The organism is Helicobacter bilis, assembly GCF_001999985.1.
Classification (GTDB): domain Bacteria; phylum Campylobacterota; class Campylobacteria; order Campylobacterales; family Helicobacteraceae; genus Helicobacter_A; species Helicobacter_A rappini.
Genome location: NZ_CP019645.1, coordinates 1,081,752 through 1,097,506, shown reverse-complemented (window position 1 = coordinate 1,097,506; position 15,755 = coordinate 1,081,752). Strand labels below are relative to the sequence as shown.

Sequence of the window (15,755 nt, the reverse complement as noted above, 5' to 3'; positions counted from 1 at the left end):
TAGAAGGAGACACATGGTTACCGCAAAATTAAAACCCGAAGAAATAAGCTCTATTATCCGCGAAAAGATTGAGCAGTTTGACCTGCAGGTTGATATTAGTCAAGTTGGCAAGGTTACGAGTTACGCTGATGGTGTTGCTAAGGTATATGGCTTAAACGATGTTATGTCGTATGAGATGGTCGAGTTTGACACAGGTGAAAAGGGACTAGCACTTAACCTTGAAGAGGGCAGTGTTGGTGTTGTTGTGCTTGGTAATGGAAAAGGTATTAAAGAAGGCACAACTGTTAAGCGATTAAATCGCCTTATGAAGATTCCAGTTGGAGAAAGTGTAATAGGTCGCGTTGTAAATACCGTTGGTGAGCCACTTGATGGCAAAGGTGCGATAGAATCAAATGAATATCGTTTTATCGAGCAAAAAGCTCCCGGCATTATGCAACGAAAAAGTGTGCATGAGCCATTGCAAACAGGTATTAAAGCTATTGATGCACTTGTGCCTATCGGTAGGGGACAAAGAGAGCTTATCATTGGTGATAGACAAACTGGGAAAACGACCGTTGCTATCGATGCGATTATCAACCAAAAAGGGCAAGGTGTTTATTGTATCTATGTTGCCATAGGACAAAAAGAATCTACTGTGGCACAAGTTGTGCGTAAGCTTGAAGAGCATGGTGCTATGGAATACACGGTTGTAGTGAATGCTTCTGCGAGTTCAAGTGCGGCTATGCAGTATCTTGCACCTTACTCTGGTGTTACAATTGGGGAGTATTTTAGGGATAATGGCAAACATGCACTTATTATCTATGATGATCTTACAAAGCATGCTGTTGCTTATCGTGAAATGAGCCTTATTCTAAGAAGACCTCCGGGAAGAGAAGCTTTTCCGGGTGATGTTTTCTATATCCACTCTCGTTTGCTTGAGCGTGCGGCTAAATTGAGTGATGAGCTTGGTGCTGGATCTTTGACTGCATTGCCTATCATTGAAACACAAGCAGGCGATGTTTCAGCCTACATTCCTACAAATGTTATTTCAATTACAGATGGACAGATATTCCTTGAGACAGATTTATTTAACTCTGGTATTCGCCCTGCGATCAATGTTGGTTTATCTGTATCGCGTGTTGGTGGTGCTGCACAGATTAAGGCAACAAAACAAGTTGCCGGGACATTACGACTTGACCTTGCACAATTTAGGGAGCTGCAAGCATTCGCACAATTTGCTTCAGACCTTGATGAGTCAAGCAGAAGACAGCTTGAGAGAGGGCAAAAAATGGTGGAAGTCTTAAAGCAGGGACCATATAGCCCACTGCCAATTGAGCGACAAGTAACTATCATTTATGCCGGTGCGAAAGGATTCTTAGATGATATTCCTGCAAATAAGGTTGTTGAGTTTGAAAGACAGCTTTATCCATTTATTGAAGCAAAATATCCAAGCATTTTTGAAGATATAAGCTCTAAAAAAGCGCTAGATAAAGAGATAGAATCTTTGCTTAACAAGGCATTAAGTGAGTTTAGAACAAGTTTTGCGATTTAATAAGGCATACTTATGGCAAATGGACTAAAAGAAATTAGGAAAAAAATATCAAGCGTAAATAACACTAAGAAAACTACGCGTGCTATGAAGCTAGTCTCGACCTCAAAGCTTAAAAAAGCTGAAGAGATGGCAAGAAGGGCTAGGGCATTTGCGGATAAGTTAAATGAAGTTTTTTACGACATGATGTTGCGTATTAAGCGAAGTGGTTTAACAAATATTGATAGCAAGTTCTTCAACAATACAGAATCTCATGATGTAAAAATTGTAGATATTGTATTTGTAACTGCGGATAAAGGCTTGTGTGGTGGCTTTAATAGTATCACCATGAAAGAGGTTTTACGCTTAAGAGATGAGTATGAAAAGAAAAAGATACGAGTAAGATTTCGCTGTGTTGGCAAAAAGGGTAATGCGTTTTTTGCATTCAACAACATTCCTTTAGAAGCTAGTGTAGCGGATTTGAGTGCTTCACCGGATTACGAAAAATCAAGTAGCTTTATTGGTGCGGTTGTCGATGATTTCTTAGCAGGTAAAACAGACGAAGTTATTATCGTGCATAATGGATTTAAGAATCTTATCTCACAAGAATTGAAAAGTGTGAAGATTCTGCCACTTGTGCCGGATAAAGACGCCTTGCAGCAAGATAGCGAGATGTCTAGCGTTTTAAACATTTCGCCCGAAGATGAAGAGAATATGATTCTAGATGAGTTAGCAAAAAAGTATGTAGAATATAATATGTATTATGCGCTTGTAGATTCTCTAGCGGCAGAGCATAGTGCAAGAATGCAAGCAATGGATGCGGCGACAAATAATGCTACTGAGTTAGTAAAAACGCTGACTATTTCTTACAATAAAGCACGACAAGAAGCGATTACAACAGAATTAGTTGAGATTAATGCTGGCGTAGAAGCCATGAAGTAAATATGTGAAAGGAGCTTTAAATATGAATAAAGTAGGTAAAATCACACAAGTCATGGGACCTGTTGTTGATGTTGAGTTTGAAAATTATTTGCCAGAAATTAATGAGGCACTTGATGTAAATTACAAGTTTGATTCTGAAGAAAAGCAGCTTGTATTAGAAGTAGCGGCACACTTGGGCGATAATGTCGTAAGAACAATCGCTATGGATATGACAGAAGGGCTTACAAGAGGACAAGAAGTTAAAGCGCGTGGTGCGATGATTGAAGTCCCAGTTGGCGAAGAAGTATTAGGTAGAATCTTTAATGTTATTGGTGAAGTTGTTGATGATGGTGAGCCGGTTAAGGCGGCGGTAAAATGGCCTATCCACAGAGAATCTCCAAGCTTTGATAATCAAAGCACAAAAACAGAAATGTTTGAAACAGGTATTAAGGTTGTTGATTTGCTTGCCCCATACTCAAAAGGTGGTAAAGTTGGGCTATTTGGTGGCGCTGGTGTTGGTAAAACCGTTGTTATTATGGAGCTTATACATAATGTTGCGTATAAGCATAGTGGTTACTCTGTATTTGCAGGTGTTGGCGAAAGAACAAGGGAAGGAAACGACCTTTACCACGAAATGAAAGAAAGTGGTGTTTTGGATAAAGTTGCCCTTTGCTACGGACAGATGAATGAACCACCGGGCGCAAGAAATAGAATCGCTTTCACAGGTTTAACAATGGCAGAATACTTTAGAGATGAAAAAGGGCTTGATGTGTTGATGTTTATCGACAATATCTTCCGCTACGCACAATCTGGTGCGGAAATGTCAGCCCTTTTAGGCAGGATTCCATCTGCGGTTGGTTATCAACCTACACTTGCAAGTGAAATGGGTAAATTACAAGAGCGTATCACTTCAACAAAGAATGGCTCTATTACTTCAGTGCAGGCTGTTTATGTCCCAGCAGATGACCTTACTGACCCAGCACCTGCGTCTGTTTTCTCTCACCTTGATGCTAAAACCGTTCTTAATAGAAAGATCGCTGAAAAGGGTATTTATCCTGCTGTGGATCCACTTGATTCTAGCTCTAGAATCCTTGATCCACAAGTTGTTGGCGAAGAGCATTATAAGATTGCAACAGGTATTCAGCAGGTGTTGCAAAAGTATAAAGATTTGCAAGATATTATCGCCTTGCTTGGTATGGACGAGCTATCAGAAGAAGACAAACGAACTGTGGAGAGAGCAAGAAAGATTGAGAAATTCCTATCTCAACCATTCTTTGTTGCTGAAGTATTTACAGGCAGTCCGGGCAAATATGTAAGCTTACAAGAAACGCTTGAGGGCTTTAAAGGCATTTTAGAGGGCAAATACGATCATATACCAGAAAATGCGTTTTATATGGTTGGCAATATCCAAGAAGTGCTTCAAAAAGCAGAGGATATGAAACAAGCAAAATAATAAGGAGCATTCATGCAGGATTTTCAACTCGATATTGTTACTCCTTATGGTGAGATTTTTAATGGCAAGGTAAATTCTGTCTATTTGCCGGGTAAAGAGGGTGAGTTTGGCGTTCTGCCCGGACATTGCGATATGTTAGCGCTTTTACAAACAGGCGTGATTGACATTCGTTCAGAATCAAGTCATGATCTTGTAGCAATAAACTGGGGACATGTTTCCATCAGTAATAATAAAGTGAGCGTATTAGCCGATGGTGCAGTGTGCGTTCGTGGTGGTGATAGTAAGCTATCAAAGGCGCTAGAACAAGCTAAAAAACTGCTTGAAGATGCTTCAAGTGATACTTCTATGATTGCTGGGGCATTGCGTAAGCTTGAAGAGACAAAGTAAGGTAGTAGTTGGCTATCCTTTTGGCTAACCACTCTAGCCATACATTTGTGTAATCAAAAGATTATGTCTCTTATCTTTCCCTATAAATTTCTCTTAGTCTAGAGTCTTTTAGATTTTAATAAATGTTATATTGAGTGCAACATGGATTCTAATTAGAGAGATTTTACCTAACATCTCTCATAATCTACAAAGATTTTGCAGGGTTAAATTTAGTGCTTTCCGCTAAATGCCTATATCTACAAACAATAAAAAGCCTTGCAAGTCTCACGCATATTTAATTTACAAGGATTTTCATGACAAACACAACTACAAAAACACTAAGCTACACTACACTTTTTCAAACATTATTGTTTATTATAATTTTGCTTATAATTTGTTCTTCTGCTAGGGCTATTATGGTGGCACATTTTATCCCCGAAGAACTCTTTACGCATAAAGATTTTTATGCAATGTGGATTATGGGCTTTAAGCTTGATATGCGTAGTATTGGCATTGCGATGCTTGTTTTTGTTGGACTAAAACTTATTGCTTTTATTATAGAATCTATTCTTAAAATATCTGTGAAATTAAGCGGGGGGGGGGGGGTAATCTCTAGAGTCTTTGTAGCTTTAAACTCTTTTTTCTCTTCTTTTAGTCGCTTTTTCTTTTCATTTTACGCATTTTTACTTGGCTTTATTTTTATGGTGGCAGCCTTTGTAAATTTCTATTACTTCCAAACCTATGGCAATAAGATTGATATTTTCATTTTTGGATTAAAAGATGATGATACTTTAGCCGTTCTCTCTATTATGTGGCATGACTATCCGCTTGTGTGGGGGATCTTAATGTCTTTGCTGTGCGGGATAATCACCCTTTTTGCCTACAAGATTCCATTAAGATACAATGCAATAAAAGAAAGACTAAACACCACATTTAATGCTATCAAGCTTTTTATTTATGGGACTATTCATTTTTGCTTAATTATTCTACTTATCATCGCAGCGCGTGGGACTTTAGGGACTTTCCCTATAAAAGCAGATAATTTTCATATTTCTACATTACCTATTTTTAATCATATCGCCACAAATCCACTTATGGCATTTGAATGGGCGTTAAAAGATTATAGAAATAATGCGACCTTTGAAGAGCCAAATATCGAAAGAGGCAAGGAATTGCAAGAGAGACTTTTCCCACTTTTTCATACCACAGCAAATTCTAACTTTCTAAAAGATAACCCACCGCATGTTGTCTTAAATGTTATGGAGAGCTTTGGTATAAATGCATTAGTGCATGATAGAAAGGATACAAATGATTTGCTTGGGAGTTTAAGAAAGCATTTTGGGAGTGATTTTGTATTTTATCGCTTTTTGAGTGCTGCAGATGGCACAGCCCCATCATTTGTAGCCCTTTTCTTTGAGAGTCCAAATGAGCAAATCACGCTTGGTTCATATAAGAATATAAAGCTTCCCTACAATCCATTCTCAATATATGCAGATTCTGGATACGAAGTCTTTTATATCACTTCGGGCTATGGGCAGTGGCAGGGACTAGAAGACTACACAAAGACACAAGGGGCGCATAAAGTCTATGATGCCCTTACGCTGATGGAGAAGTATCCAGAAAGTAAGCAAGATTCTAACTCATGGGGTGTGCCTGATGAGTATGTATATAGACTTGCGTTTGAGATTCTAAGTAGTGCTACAAAGCCAACCTTTATTGCTATCCTTACCACAAGCAATCATCCGCCTCATCTATTACCGCACACTTTTTCGCCTATGCCACTTTCATTTCCTAGCGAATTGGCAGATAAACTAACACAAAAAGAGCAAGACAATCTCATATTGCCGATAAAACTATATCAATATGCTAATAATGCCTTTGGGGATTTTATGGATAGAATCAAGCAATCAAATCTCGCAAAAAATACAATTATAAGTGCAACAGGCGATCATCGCTTAAGAAATCTTGGACCAAATCCAAGCACCGATAAAGCCCTAAACTTCAGTGTGCCTTTTTATATCTATATCCCACAAGCCTATCAAATAAACCTGCATTATAATCCATCTCGTGTGGGTTCGCACAAAGACATACTGCCTACACTCTATGCTTTGAGCCTATCAAATGCGACATATATGAGTGTGGGCGGACGCAATATGCTAGGCAAGGTGGATAAAAAGCAATATGAGTTTGGATTCAATAGATCAGTATGGATTGATGATAATGGGATTTATCCCACACAAGCAGGGGTTGGGTATCTATGGAAAGATAAAGAGATAAACACAGATTCTAAAAAAGCCTTTGGCTTACATGCATTAGATGAAAGCTTTCTGCTACAAGACAATAAAGACTTTGAGAATCTGTATCGAGAACTCTTTAATTACTCCATATCATGGAGAATATATAATGCTAAATGATTGGATTTTTCTTCTAAGATTCTATAAAAGCAAAAAGCTGTGTTTGTGTTATAGAAGCCCTAATTCATGAGTTAATTTATATGATAATTTGTTAGAACACCACAAGACTAAATCACACTAACACAGCTATTAATCGTTATGCTTCCAATTTTTAGTTATAAAACTCGACTTCTTGTTGCATTTGAGATGGCTGCAAAGGAAATAGAGATTTAGCCTTATCGAATCTAATTTTTTTAAATGATTGGACTTCAAGCATCGTTTTTAATTGATACTAAATTTTAGAATCTACTTGGTAAGAAGTGGTGGATACAAAAATTCTGACTGCATTACACTATAAAAAAGGTAATGCAGCTAGAAAGCCAACCTTGTGAGAGAACTTAAAGAAAATATGTTTATTTTGCTTTGAAAGTAGCTGCTCGTCCTGTAACTCTTATGATATTTTTACCAAAAGTTTTTGATACGACTTCATAGCGAGGTAAAAGTATCGTATCGCATTTGTTATCGACAATAGCTTTATTAAGCACCATAGCAGCTATATTTGGATTTTTAGCATCATAGGGCATTTCCGCACTTACAACATCGCCAACATTAAAATCATTGCCATTAAACTGCACTAAATAGCCTACATTAGAATCCATCTTTGTAGCAACAGTTGATGAACAACCGCGTTTTTGAATGTCTTTGTGATTCCAAAAAGATTCCAAAGAAAAGTTTGAATCTTTTTCAAGTTCTTTAAAGAGATTCCCTAAAGGCATAGTGTCTGCATGGAAAGTGCAACATGGTAAGACATTGCCTTCAGCCGTGATTACAAGCAATTGATTGGGATAGGCACAATGAAATGTTTTCATTTTGGTTGTAGTGTGGCTTTTAAGGTCTCGCGCGGTTTTTATCTTTATCATCTCTTGTGCGCCAATCATATCGACTTTATCACGCCAAAAGGCTATGAAGTCATCTAATTCATGTTCGTTAATTTCCGTCCTTACGAAATTTACGCGAATAAGCGGAGTTATGCTTTGCATTTGCTTTTTTAGCTCAATGAGTTGTAATACATGCTCTTTTACTTTTGTATAATTGCTACCCGGTCGCATTTCTTTATAAATAGATTCTGAAAAAGCATCAAGTGAAATTTGGATTCTATCTAGTCCAGATTCTATAAGTGATTTTGCTCTTTGTTGTGTAAGAAGTAAGCCATTTGTGGAAAGATAAATATCTAAAATTCCTTTGCGTTTCGCATATACAATAAATTCTTCTAAATCATTGCGTAATAGTGGCTCATTGACATGATTTAGCCGTATTGCTTTTAAACCTTTACTTACGCCTTCATCAATGACTTTTTTATAAATCTCAAATGGAAAAACAAATTGCTTTTTATCGCTATTAGATTCTAGCGATATGGGACACATGGGGCATTTTAAGTTGCAAGTTGCATTTAACTCAAAATTTATTTGCAATGGAAATGTAGGCTCTATCTCAAAGCGTGCGGATTTACTCCATGCACTTCTGTATTCATGCCAAGGGTTGCCCCCCCCCCCCCATATTAGCAAATTTTAATTCACCAAGTTTATCAAAGCTTTCACTACCTAAAACACCGGTAAAAGATGTCATGTCGCGTTTAATTTCTGTCATACAATATCCTTTTTGTCAAGTTGTTTCAATCTCTCATAGTCCCGTGGTGTTCCGCAAAACACTACTTCGCTAAGATTGATTGTGAAAAATCGTATATCCATGCCCCATTCTATCAATATATTATAGAGTGGGGCAATGTAGTATTCATTCTTTGTTGTTATGTTGTTTTGCATGGAAAACTTCAAGGCTTCTTTAAAGTCTCTAGTGCGTTTAAAATAGTATAAACCACTACTACATAATGATGAGATTCTATCTTTTTCACTTGTTTTTAAGACTTTATTGCTATTTTTATCAGGTAAAACAAAACTCCATTCATTCCCTTCAGCGTGAAAGACTTCTAAATAGCCATCAATCTCGCTAAAATCAGTTGTTATGGGTAGAGAAAAATTTGGTCTAAAGGTATCTATGTTAAAAATGAGTAAAGATTCTGTGTCTTTAGTCTCACTTTTTTCTAAGCCTAGCAGCGTAGTATGGGCTTGTCCCATCGTTTCTTTTTCGAGTGTTATTGTTTCATAGAATTGCAATCCTAACTTCTTGCATTCACCATCGATAAATGCCTTTGTATTGCAAATATCACGGCATACAAATAGAATCTTTTCCTTGTTAAAATATGCTTTAAAGCTATGTATCGCATGATAAAACACGCTTTTATCCCATAAGGAAAGCATATATTTTGGCTCATTGTAGCCGCTTTGTTTGAATCTGGAGCTAAGTCCTGCCATTGGGATAACAATTATCATATCTTGCCCCTTTTGTCCGTATTGAGTGAATTGGGATAGAGTGTTTTAAACTGCTTGTAAAGGCGAAAAGCATTTGCAAATAAAGCGTCTTGTCTTTTTGGATTATCAGCATGCAGCGGGAGTGCGGATAAAAAGAGATGGATTGTGATCGCATAGATTTCTGCGGCATTTTGTGGGCAAAAAGATTCAATAAAATATTGTTGCAAACTTGAAACTATGCTAGGTTCTTGTATGTTAAAGTAAATGTGTGATTCAGCAATTTCACATTTATAAAAACCAGCAATGATAAAATCATACAACCCAACAAGCGAATGAAATATCTTTGCATAATCATATCTTTTGTCGCCATAAGGAGTTATTGTGTCGCTAAAATCAATACCTCGTGGATCATAGGTTTTAATGCGATTTGAGCGGAAGTCAAACATAATATTGCTAAAACAAAAATCACCATGTATAAAACAAACATGAGAAGATGGGGTAATATATGTGTCAATATCTGCAAGCATGTCTTGCAAAGTAACGCTAAATGCGGCAGTGCTAAATAGAGGCATATCGCCCCCCCCCCCCCCATAGTTGTTGATAGAGTTGTCGATAGGGGTGTTTTGGCATTGCTATCAACAAAACAAAAAGGCTGTGTGAATGAAAAATTGCGTTCTTTGCAAAAATCTTTTAATCTTTCAAATGTTTTTTGCGTATAATTAAAATTTGTTTGGCTAGTAGAAGTTTTTGCATGGAGTTTAGAGAGAAAAGAATGCAGGGAATTAAGGATATTTTTCCACACAATTATACTTAATCGCCCAAATACAAAAAGCTCTGCCAAAGTATTTAAATACAAATACTCAACCTTATAGCTATTTTTATCTAACTGCATAAATAGTGGAATATGCAGGGATAAGTCTTTTGGAAACTCTAAAAACCAGTTAATCTCGCCTTGCAGTTTTTTATGCAATGATGATGTTTTGAGATAAAAGCCATCTTGAAAGACTAATTGATTAAACGCTCTTTGTGTGGTAATAATCTGTTTGGCATGCAAATAACTTGAAAGCAGCCCAAAGTCCTGCCAACCATTTTGCTCCACAACACGAAATGGATATGCTTGTGAATATAGCTTTAAACCGCTGATATAGTCATACTTGCTACACACTATTGATTGTATCAGCGTGTAAGGATTTTGTATATGAAAGTAACCACTTAGAGCAAGCTGATCGCCACATGATTGCTTAGAATCACAAGCAATACGATAATCACTGCTTAAATATTCCCACTCATAATTATTATCCACATGCATAACGCCGATGGCATTTTCTGTGCTATCTATCTTTTCTAAGTAAATATCGCCATGTAGAATATGTAAAGACTGATTAAGGGGCAATTTCATGTTCAACGCATAGACAATAGATTCACCCAAACCTAAATTATCAGGGACAAATAGAATCTCTATATTATGTTTTGCTAGATTTGCAATATCAAAGCTATGGAGTGTAAAACTTTCAGGTAATGTTAAAACAATAGGTTCATTATAGGCATGAAAAAGCCGTGCGTAATACTCATAGAATCTTTTTTGCCCAAGCGGCAGAAATGCAGGTGGCAGTTTTCCAAACTCAATTTGAAATTCTGCAACCAAATATTGTGCCGATGTAATAAGTATCACTGCTTATCCCTTTAGCTATTTTTGCTTTTATCGCATATTATTTGTTTATAAGCTACTTCTTGTGATAGCATATCTTGTATTTCTGTATAACTCTTTTGCACAAATTCAGATGGGCGAATTGCCTTATCATCAATGTAGAATCCATCAAAGCCACACCAAGCCTTACCCACCATAATAGAATCATAGGGGATATTATGCTTATTTAACCACTCTACAATATCTGGCAACACCTTAGCGTTAATTTTGCCTATATCACCATTATAAGTTCTCATGCCCCTACTTGTTGAAATGATAATATTAAAGCCCATTGCCTTATATTCTTTTAGTTTTTTCACAACCTCAACTCGCACAGGCTTATCACTATATTCTACATCTATATCTTCTGTAAGTGTTCCATCAAGGTCAATAACGATATTTTTCATTTATTCTTATCTTTATGTGTTATTTAGGGTAGAGATTATAACAAAATAATTGCAAACTATAAATTCTTTATGTAAATAGAACAAAATAAATAACCATGCAAACTAAACTTTGACAAGGTTTATATTTTTACACAAGACAGAAGCTAGATTTTTAAGTAAAAATTAAGCTTTTATTAGATAGAATCCTGCTTTTATTTCTGTTTGAAAATTGTTTTTTGGCAGACTTGTTTTTATTGGAAATCTACAACAAGGACAGGTGGGTGAGTTGGCTGAAACCACATCCCTGCTAAGGATGCGTAGTCGCAAGATTACCGAGGGTTCGAATCCCTCCCTGTCCGCCACTCTATGAATAAATTTTTGTTATGTTGATTATTTGTTTGTATAAGGCACTCATTCATAGACTTTATTGAATCTAAGATCTCGTTAATGTGTTGCATTCAAGAATAAAGCTTGCTTGGTTGCTTTAGTTATTCACTCAATATGCTTAGAATTGATACTGACTTTAGAATCTAGCTCAATTAGATTTTTAGCGGAGTATAGCGCAGCCTGATAGCGCGCACCCTTGGGGTGGGTGAGGTCGTGGGTTTGAATCCCGCTACTCCGACCATTACTTTTTATCTACCTTATCTACTTAATTTTTGATATATTTTTATTTATTTGTTTTATAGAATATTGTAGGGCTTTATAAAGATTCTATAAAAGCCAAAAATAATTGTAGAATCTCGACCAAATTTATGTTGGCTTAAGCATTAGGGCACAAATACTTAGAGCTGTTTCTATGTAGTGTCGTATCGAGCCTTTGAAAAGGCAAAATATCTTTCTTACATTCTGAGTTGTTAGGTATTTTACTATCTCAACATGACAAGTTGTTTTAGTGTTTAGATTTGTGCTTTTTGTGCCACAAGCCATGCATTCCAATCATAAGACAGAGAATCTTAACTTCTAAAACACTTAATAAAGCTTAAAATAAAACAAGATTTCCTCTCATTTTATGTAAAATTATTACTAAATCCCATAAAAATGTTACATTTTTTCCATTGAAATGCAGAAAAATCGTTTTTTTTTTTTTTGTAGTTTGCGATTTGTTTGTTTTTATTAAAATTTTAAATCCTTTGAGCTTTTTATCAAAGTTAAAGGAAATTTAAATTATTTTAAAGGATAAACAATGAGAAAAACTCTTAGTATAATGGCTGCAAGCACATTACTTGCAATAGGGCTTGGTAATACTGCCTTAGCAGATGAGGGCGGAGAGAAAAGCGGTCTATTTGTAGGTGTGCATGGCGGTGTTTCACTTTTTGGTGTGGGAATATATGATGAAACAGGTAAAAAAGCAACCGACAGGGAATTAAAGGATAATTTTGGTGTAAATGCCTCAACTACTTCATTTAATGTTGGCTTAAAAGCTGGTTATCAATACTTCTTTATGCCGATAGTGGGCGTGAGAGGCTATCTAGGTTATGACTTTAATGGTAGTAGAGCGCTTATGAAGCTTGGAATGGGAATGAAAGATGTGAATGTATCATTCCAAAATATTACATTAAACGCTGATGTAATGGTGAATTTCTTAAATACAGATAGCTTCACGCTTGGTGCGTATGTAGGCTTTGGGCTTGGCTATGGTATCACTGGATTAACTGGTGAAAAAACGATCGTTGATACTTTGAATAAAGGACAGGATTATAATGGATTCAATATCCCTATAAATGTAGGTATCGCAGCAACTTTTGCAGGATCTCATAAAGTAGAAATCGGTGCAAAAATCCAAGCCCTATCAGCTGGATATAGCTCAAAGACTAAGAATGATAAAAGCGAAATACTAATGAATACACATGTGATTAATGTAGGTTATTCTTACATTTTCTAATGTTTTATAGGGCATAACCTTTATTTATTCTGCCCTACTTTGTTTCAACCTATTTGTTCAGTCTTACAACCTTACATTATTAAAATTCCATTCCCACTTTTAAAGTGGGAATCTTTTGTATTTCACAGATATATTTTTGTATGTATCTTAGATAAAAAACGCTTCGTATTTTTACAGAATATATATACGAAATAAATCAAAATCCATTTACATAAGCACAAAGTTTAGTGCGTGAATGAAGAAATTTTAACTCCACAGATTCTATATCCACGCAATTTTATAGAATCTAGCTTCAAGATATGCTTGTCATTTTGCCTTGCGTAATGCTTTGATATATTGTTTTATAATTGCGATTTTGAAACCAAGAAAAATCTCATTATAATCGCATTCACATAAAAAACGCTATGAAATAAAAACTAAGCGCGTTTAAGATTGATCGCTTCTTTAATCAAGTCATCAGAAGTTGTAAAGGCTTTTGCATTCATAGAATAGCCTCTTTGCATTAAGATAAGATTAGTTAAAGCATCTGCTACATCAACATTGCTTGTCTCAACATAGCCTTGCAATACTTTCCCTTGCTTAAGGTTAGAATCTTCCCCCCACACAAGCTTTGGATTCCCACTAAGTTGCGTTACTTCGCCATTAATCGTACTAGGATTTAGGGCAAAAAGATTCCCGCCGACCTTTTTTAACCCTTGATCGTTTGCAAACATAGCAAGTCCCACACGACCGATCGCTTCTGTCTGCCCATTTGTGAAAGCAACAGAGATAATGCCCTCATTATTGATTCTAATATTAGACATTTCGCCGCGATTTTTACCATCTTGCTCTGTATCATTCACACCAGAATCTTTATATACTTTATTCGTGCTTCTTGATAGCGTTAGCTTAACACTTTTTTTGCCTAAGAATGGAATCTCCATATCATCAGCTTCTGCCTTACCGCTTGGGTCAAAGAAAATTTTGCCCTCTTTTACTTCGCTACTAATAAGCATGCGATTGCCTGAAAATTCATGTATATAGCTACGCACATTCCAAGTCTCTGGCATTTTCTGTGTGCCTTCAGAATCTCCCGCATTTACAAGGAAGTATTCATTATGCATAGCATATTTTTTACCACCTTCATCAAAGATTTCAGTTGTATTTGTAAAACTTGGCACACTAAGATTTGTGCCTGCTAGATAGTCGTTTTTACCCATATTCTCCATTTCACCGCTTAAATGCAGTCGCTCAAAGAAATTCCCGCTCAATTTAACTTTTACTGGCGTATTTGTATTATTTTTTAGCACAAGCACACCTTTTGGATCGATTGATCCATTTGGATTTCTATTTAATTCTAAATCAAGTCCTGTATCTCTTTTGATAAGATATTGCAACTGCCCTATTGTGTGGAATTTACCCTGCGATGAAGTCCCATCACCATATTCATAATGTGCGATTTGCACCGTGCCATCTGGCATTGTTACTTCAATATCTGCTTTTGGAAAAGTATTAGGGCGTATCATATCGCCGTCTCTGTTTGCAAGGGCATTAAAGTCTTGGTTAAAGAAGCTTGCTTCATTAAAGACTCCATTGCTTGTGTGTGCTAACACTACATTTTTAAGCTCACCTGTGCGATTTAGATTCACGCTTAAATCCACTTTTGTTGTCTCTACGGGCTGATAGCTAATTTGTGGTGGTATAGAGATTGGCTTCATTACACCTTTCGCGAGTTCTTTATAATCTTTTTCTGGGTCTTGTGAAGCTTTGAAATTATTTCCATTGATTTTTCCAAGATTTACGCCATAGAGATAATACCCTTCAGAATTTACCAAATATCCATCAGAATCTATCGTAAAATCCCCGTTTTTTGTAAAGTAGTTTTCATCGCTGACATCAAAATTATCTTCGCCTATTTCAAACTGCCCCTCTTTATTTTTCCCAACGACAAACCAGCCCTTGCCTGTATAAGCCACGCTTGTATCACTATCTGCTTTTTTGAGATTCCCCATTTTTGTAATCACATTGTTACTAGCTCCAGTTACACCATAGCTGAAGTCATTGTTTGTAACCGTCGAAGCATTCATAGAATCCATACTGCGAGAAAATAGTGTCTTAAACTCTGGATCATTTGCCTTGTAGCCTAGCGTATTAACATTGGCGATATTGTTTGAGATACTATCAAGCCCAAACTGATGCGTTTTAATCCCGCTCACAGCGTTTAACATCGTGTCATTCATTCTATGCCTCCTGCACTTTTATGGAATCTTTTGATAAATATAGCCTTTAATCCTAATGTAATACGGCTTTTTGATATTTTTAATATGTAGTTTTTAGCAAATTCTGTGCCATTTGGGCATTTTGTGTGTGAATAAATATGGGCTATAGAATCTTTGAAATAACAAAAGTTACAAATCAGTTTCTAAAATTCTTTATTCATCATGCAAAATCTTTCTTCTTAATAAAAATATGCTAGAATACTTTCTTTGCTGTTATCACAGAACGAGTGGGGTTGTATGAGATTCTTAAAATTCAAGTTGCGACCAAAAAGCTTTATAGTGTTTGTCTTAGCAATAGCTTTTATTTTTGCAAGTCAGTATTTTACTATACGAAATGTTGCTAAAAGCCATGATGAAGATTCTGCAAAAAAGCTTGATATGTTAGCCAAACAATGTAGGGAGGGGGATCAAAAATCATGCGATGATTACCAAACATTGCTAGATAGAGAATTGCCTATTAAAACAAAATAGATCGTTATTTTATTTTAGGATTTTATATAGGCGTATTAAAGCCGATAATTTTATGTTAAGCT

13 protein-coding genes and 2 tRNA genes are annotated in these 15,755 nt (G+C 36.2%); 9 read left to right on the top strand and 6 right to left on the bottom strand.

The window, feature by feature from the left end:
- Window positions 1-13: 13 nt before the first annotated feature.
- From atpA to XJ32_RS05180, 5 genes are all read left to right on the top strand, one after another.
- Window positions 14-1,531: a F0F1 ATP synthase subunit alpha gene (gene atpA / locus XJ32_RS05200; protein ID WP_005216490.1), complete on the top strand. Its 1,518-nt coding sequence runs from the start codon at window positions 14-16 to the stop codon at window positions 1,529-1,531.
- A gap of 12 nt (window positions 1,532-1,543) precedes the next feature.
- Window positions 1,544-2,449: an ATP synthase F1 subunit gamma gene (gene atpG, locus XJ32_RS05195; RefSeq protein ID WP_004086518.1), complete on the top strand. Its 906-nt coding sequence runs from the start codon at window positions 1,544-1,546 to the stop codon at window positions 2,447-2,449.
- Window positions 2,450-2,471: 22 nt separating this feature from the next.
- On the top strand, window positions 2,472-3,881 hold the full coding sequence (gene atpD / locus XJ32_RS05190; RefSeq protein WP_005216492.1) for a F0F1 ATP synthase subunit beta: 1,410 nt from the start codon (window positions 2,472-2,474) through the stop codon (window positions 3,879-3,881).
- Between the two features lie 12 nt (window positions 3,882-3,893).
- Window positions 3,894-4,268: an ATP synthase F1 subunit epsilon gene (atpC, locus tag XJ32_RS05185; RefSeq protein WP_004086510.1), complete on the top strand. Its 375-nt coding sequence runs from the start codon at window positions 3,894-3,896 to the stop codon at window positions 4,266-4,268.
- A gap of 293 nt (window positions 4,269-4,561) precedes the next feature.
- On the top strand, window positions 4,562-6,661 hold the full coding sequence (locus tag XJ32_RS05180; protein ID WP_254422499.1) for an LTA synthase family protein: 2,100 nt from the start codon (window positions 4,562-4,564) through the stop codon (window positions 6,659-6,661).
- Window positions 6,662-7,053: 392 nt separating this feature from the next.
- On the opposite strand, the gene XJ32_RS05175 is transcribed toward XJ32_RS05180, so the two are convergent.
- The 5 genes from XJ32_RS05175 to XJ32_RS05155 form a co-directional block, all read right to left on the bottom strand.
- Window positions 7,054-8,205 carry a radical SAM/SPASM domain-containing protein gene (locus XJ32_RS05175; protein WP_254422498.1) on the bottom strand — a complete coding sequence of 384 codons (1,152 nt, stop codon included), beginning with the start codon at window positions 8,203-8,205 and terminating at the stop codon, window positions 7,054-7,056.
- 78 nt (window positions 8,206-8,283) lie between these two features.
- Window positions 8,284-9,027 carry a glycosyltransferase family 2 protein gene (locus XJ32_RS05170; RefSeq protein ID WP_077388573.1) on the bottom strand — a complete coding sequence of 248 codons (744 nt, stop codon included), beginning with the start codon at window positions 9,025-9,027 and terminating at the stop codon, window positions 8,284-8,286.
- On the bottom strand, window positions 9,024-9,452 hold the full coding sequence (locus XJ32_RS05165; RefSeq protein ID WP_077388572.1) for a hypothetical protein: 429 nt from the start codon (window positions 9,450-9,452) through the stop codon (window positions 9,024-9,026). The genes XJ32_RS05170 and XJ32_RS05165 overlap by 4 nt, the downstream gene beginning before the upstream one ends.
- Window positions 9,383-10,678, bottom strand: coding sequence for a capsular biosynthesis protein (locus XJ32_RS05160; protein ID WP_077388571.1), 1,296 nt, complete (start codon window positions 10,676-10,678; stop codon window positions 9,383-9,385). The genes XJ32_RS05165 and XJ32_RS05160 overlap by 70 nt, the downstream gene beginning before the upstream one ends.
- Before the next feature lie 11 nt (window positions 10,679-10,689).
- A complete protein-coding gene (locus XJ32_RS05155; protein ID WP_077388570.1) occupies window positions 10,690-11,100 on the bottom strand; it encodes an HAD family hydrolase in 411 nt (136 codons plus the stop codon).
- Window positions 11,101-11,350: 250 nt separating this feature from the next.
- Here XJ32_RS05155 and XJ32_RS05150 point away from each other — a divergent pair.
- The 3 genes from XJ32_RS05150 (at window position 11,351) to XJ32_RS05140 (ending at window position 12,964) form a co-directional block, all read left to right on the top strand.
- Window positions 11,351-11,441, top strand: a tRNA-Ser gene (locus XJ32_RS05150).
- A gap of 189 nt (window positions 11,442-11,630) precedes the next feature.
- Window positions 11,631-11,707 (top strand) — tRNA-Pro (locus tag XJ32_RS05145).
- Between the two features lie 558 nt (window positions 11,708-12,265).
- Window positions 12,266-12,964, top strand: a complete 699-nt coding sequence (locus XJ32_RS05140; protein ID WP_077388569.1) for an outer membrane beta-barrel protein — start codon at window positions 12,266-12,268, stop codon at window positions 12,962-12,964.
- Window positions 12,965-13,380: 416 nt separating this feature from the next.
- Here XJ32_RS05140 and XJ32_RS05135 read toward each other — a convergent pair whose 3' ends face one another.
- On the bottom strand, window positions 13,381-15,183 hold the full coding sequence (locus tag XJ32_RS05135; protein ID WP_077388568.1) for a flagellar hook-basal body complex protein: 1,803 nt from the start codon (window positions 15,181-15,183) through the stop codon (window positions 13,381-13,383).
- Between the two features lie 276 nt (window positions 15,184-15,459).
- Here XJ32_RS05135 and XJ32_RS05130 point away from each other — a divergent pair, with 276 nt between their 5' ends.
- The gene (locus XJ32_RS05130; protein WP_005216548.1) at window positions 15,460-15,693 is read left to right on the top strand and encodes a hypothetical protein; all 234 of its coding nucleotides are present in this window, start codon (window positions 15,460-15,462) and stop codon (window positions 15,691-15,693) included.
- The last annotated feature ends 62 nt before the right edge of the window (window positions 15,694-15,755 follow it).

Coding starts and splice junctions, on each gene's coding strand:
- XJ32_RS05135 (WP_077388568.1), bottom strand. CDS start 15,183: ATGAATGACACGATGTTAAACGCTGTGAGCGGGATTAAAACGCATCAG.
- XJ32_RS05165 (WP_077388572.1), bottom strand. CDS start 9,452: ATGTTTGACTTCCGCTCAAATCGCATTAAAACCTATGATCCACGAGGT.
- XJ32_RS05155 (WP_077388570.1), bottom strand. CDS start 11,100: ATGAAAAATATCGTTATTGACCTTGATGGAACACTTACAGAAGATATA.
- atpG (WP_004086518.1), top strand. CDS start 1,544: ATGGCAAATGGACTAAAAGAAATTAGGAAAAAAATATCAAGCGTAAAT.
- XJ32_RS05130 (WP_005216548.1), top strand. CDS start 15,460: ATGAGATTCTTAAAATTCAAGTTGCGACCAAAAAGCTTTATAGTGTTT.
- XJ32_RS05180 (WP_254422499.1), top strand. CDS start 4,562: ATGACAAACACAACTACAAAAACACTAAGCTACACTACACTTTTTCAA.
- atpA (WP_005216490.1), top strand. CDS start 14: ATGGTTACCGCAAAATTAAAACCCGAAGAAATAAGCTCTATTATCCGC.
- XJ32_RS05170 (WP_077388573.1), bottom strand. CDS start 9,027: ATGATAATTGTTATCCCAATGGCAGGACTTAGCTCCAGATTCAAACAA.
- XJ32_RS05140 (WP_077388569.1), top strand. CDS start 12,266: ATGAGAAAAACTCTTAGTATAATGGCTGCAAGCACATTACTTGCAATA.
- atpC (WP_004086510.1), top strand. CDS start 3,894: ATGCAGGATTTTCAACTCGATATTGTTACTCCTTATGGTGAGATTTTT.
- atpD (WP_005216492.1), top strand. CDS start 2,472: ATGAATAAAGTAGGTAAAATCACACAAGTCATGGGACCTGTTGTTGAT.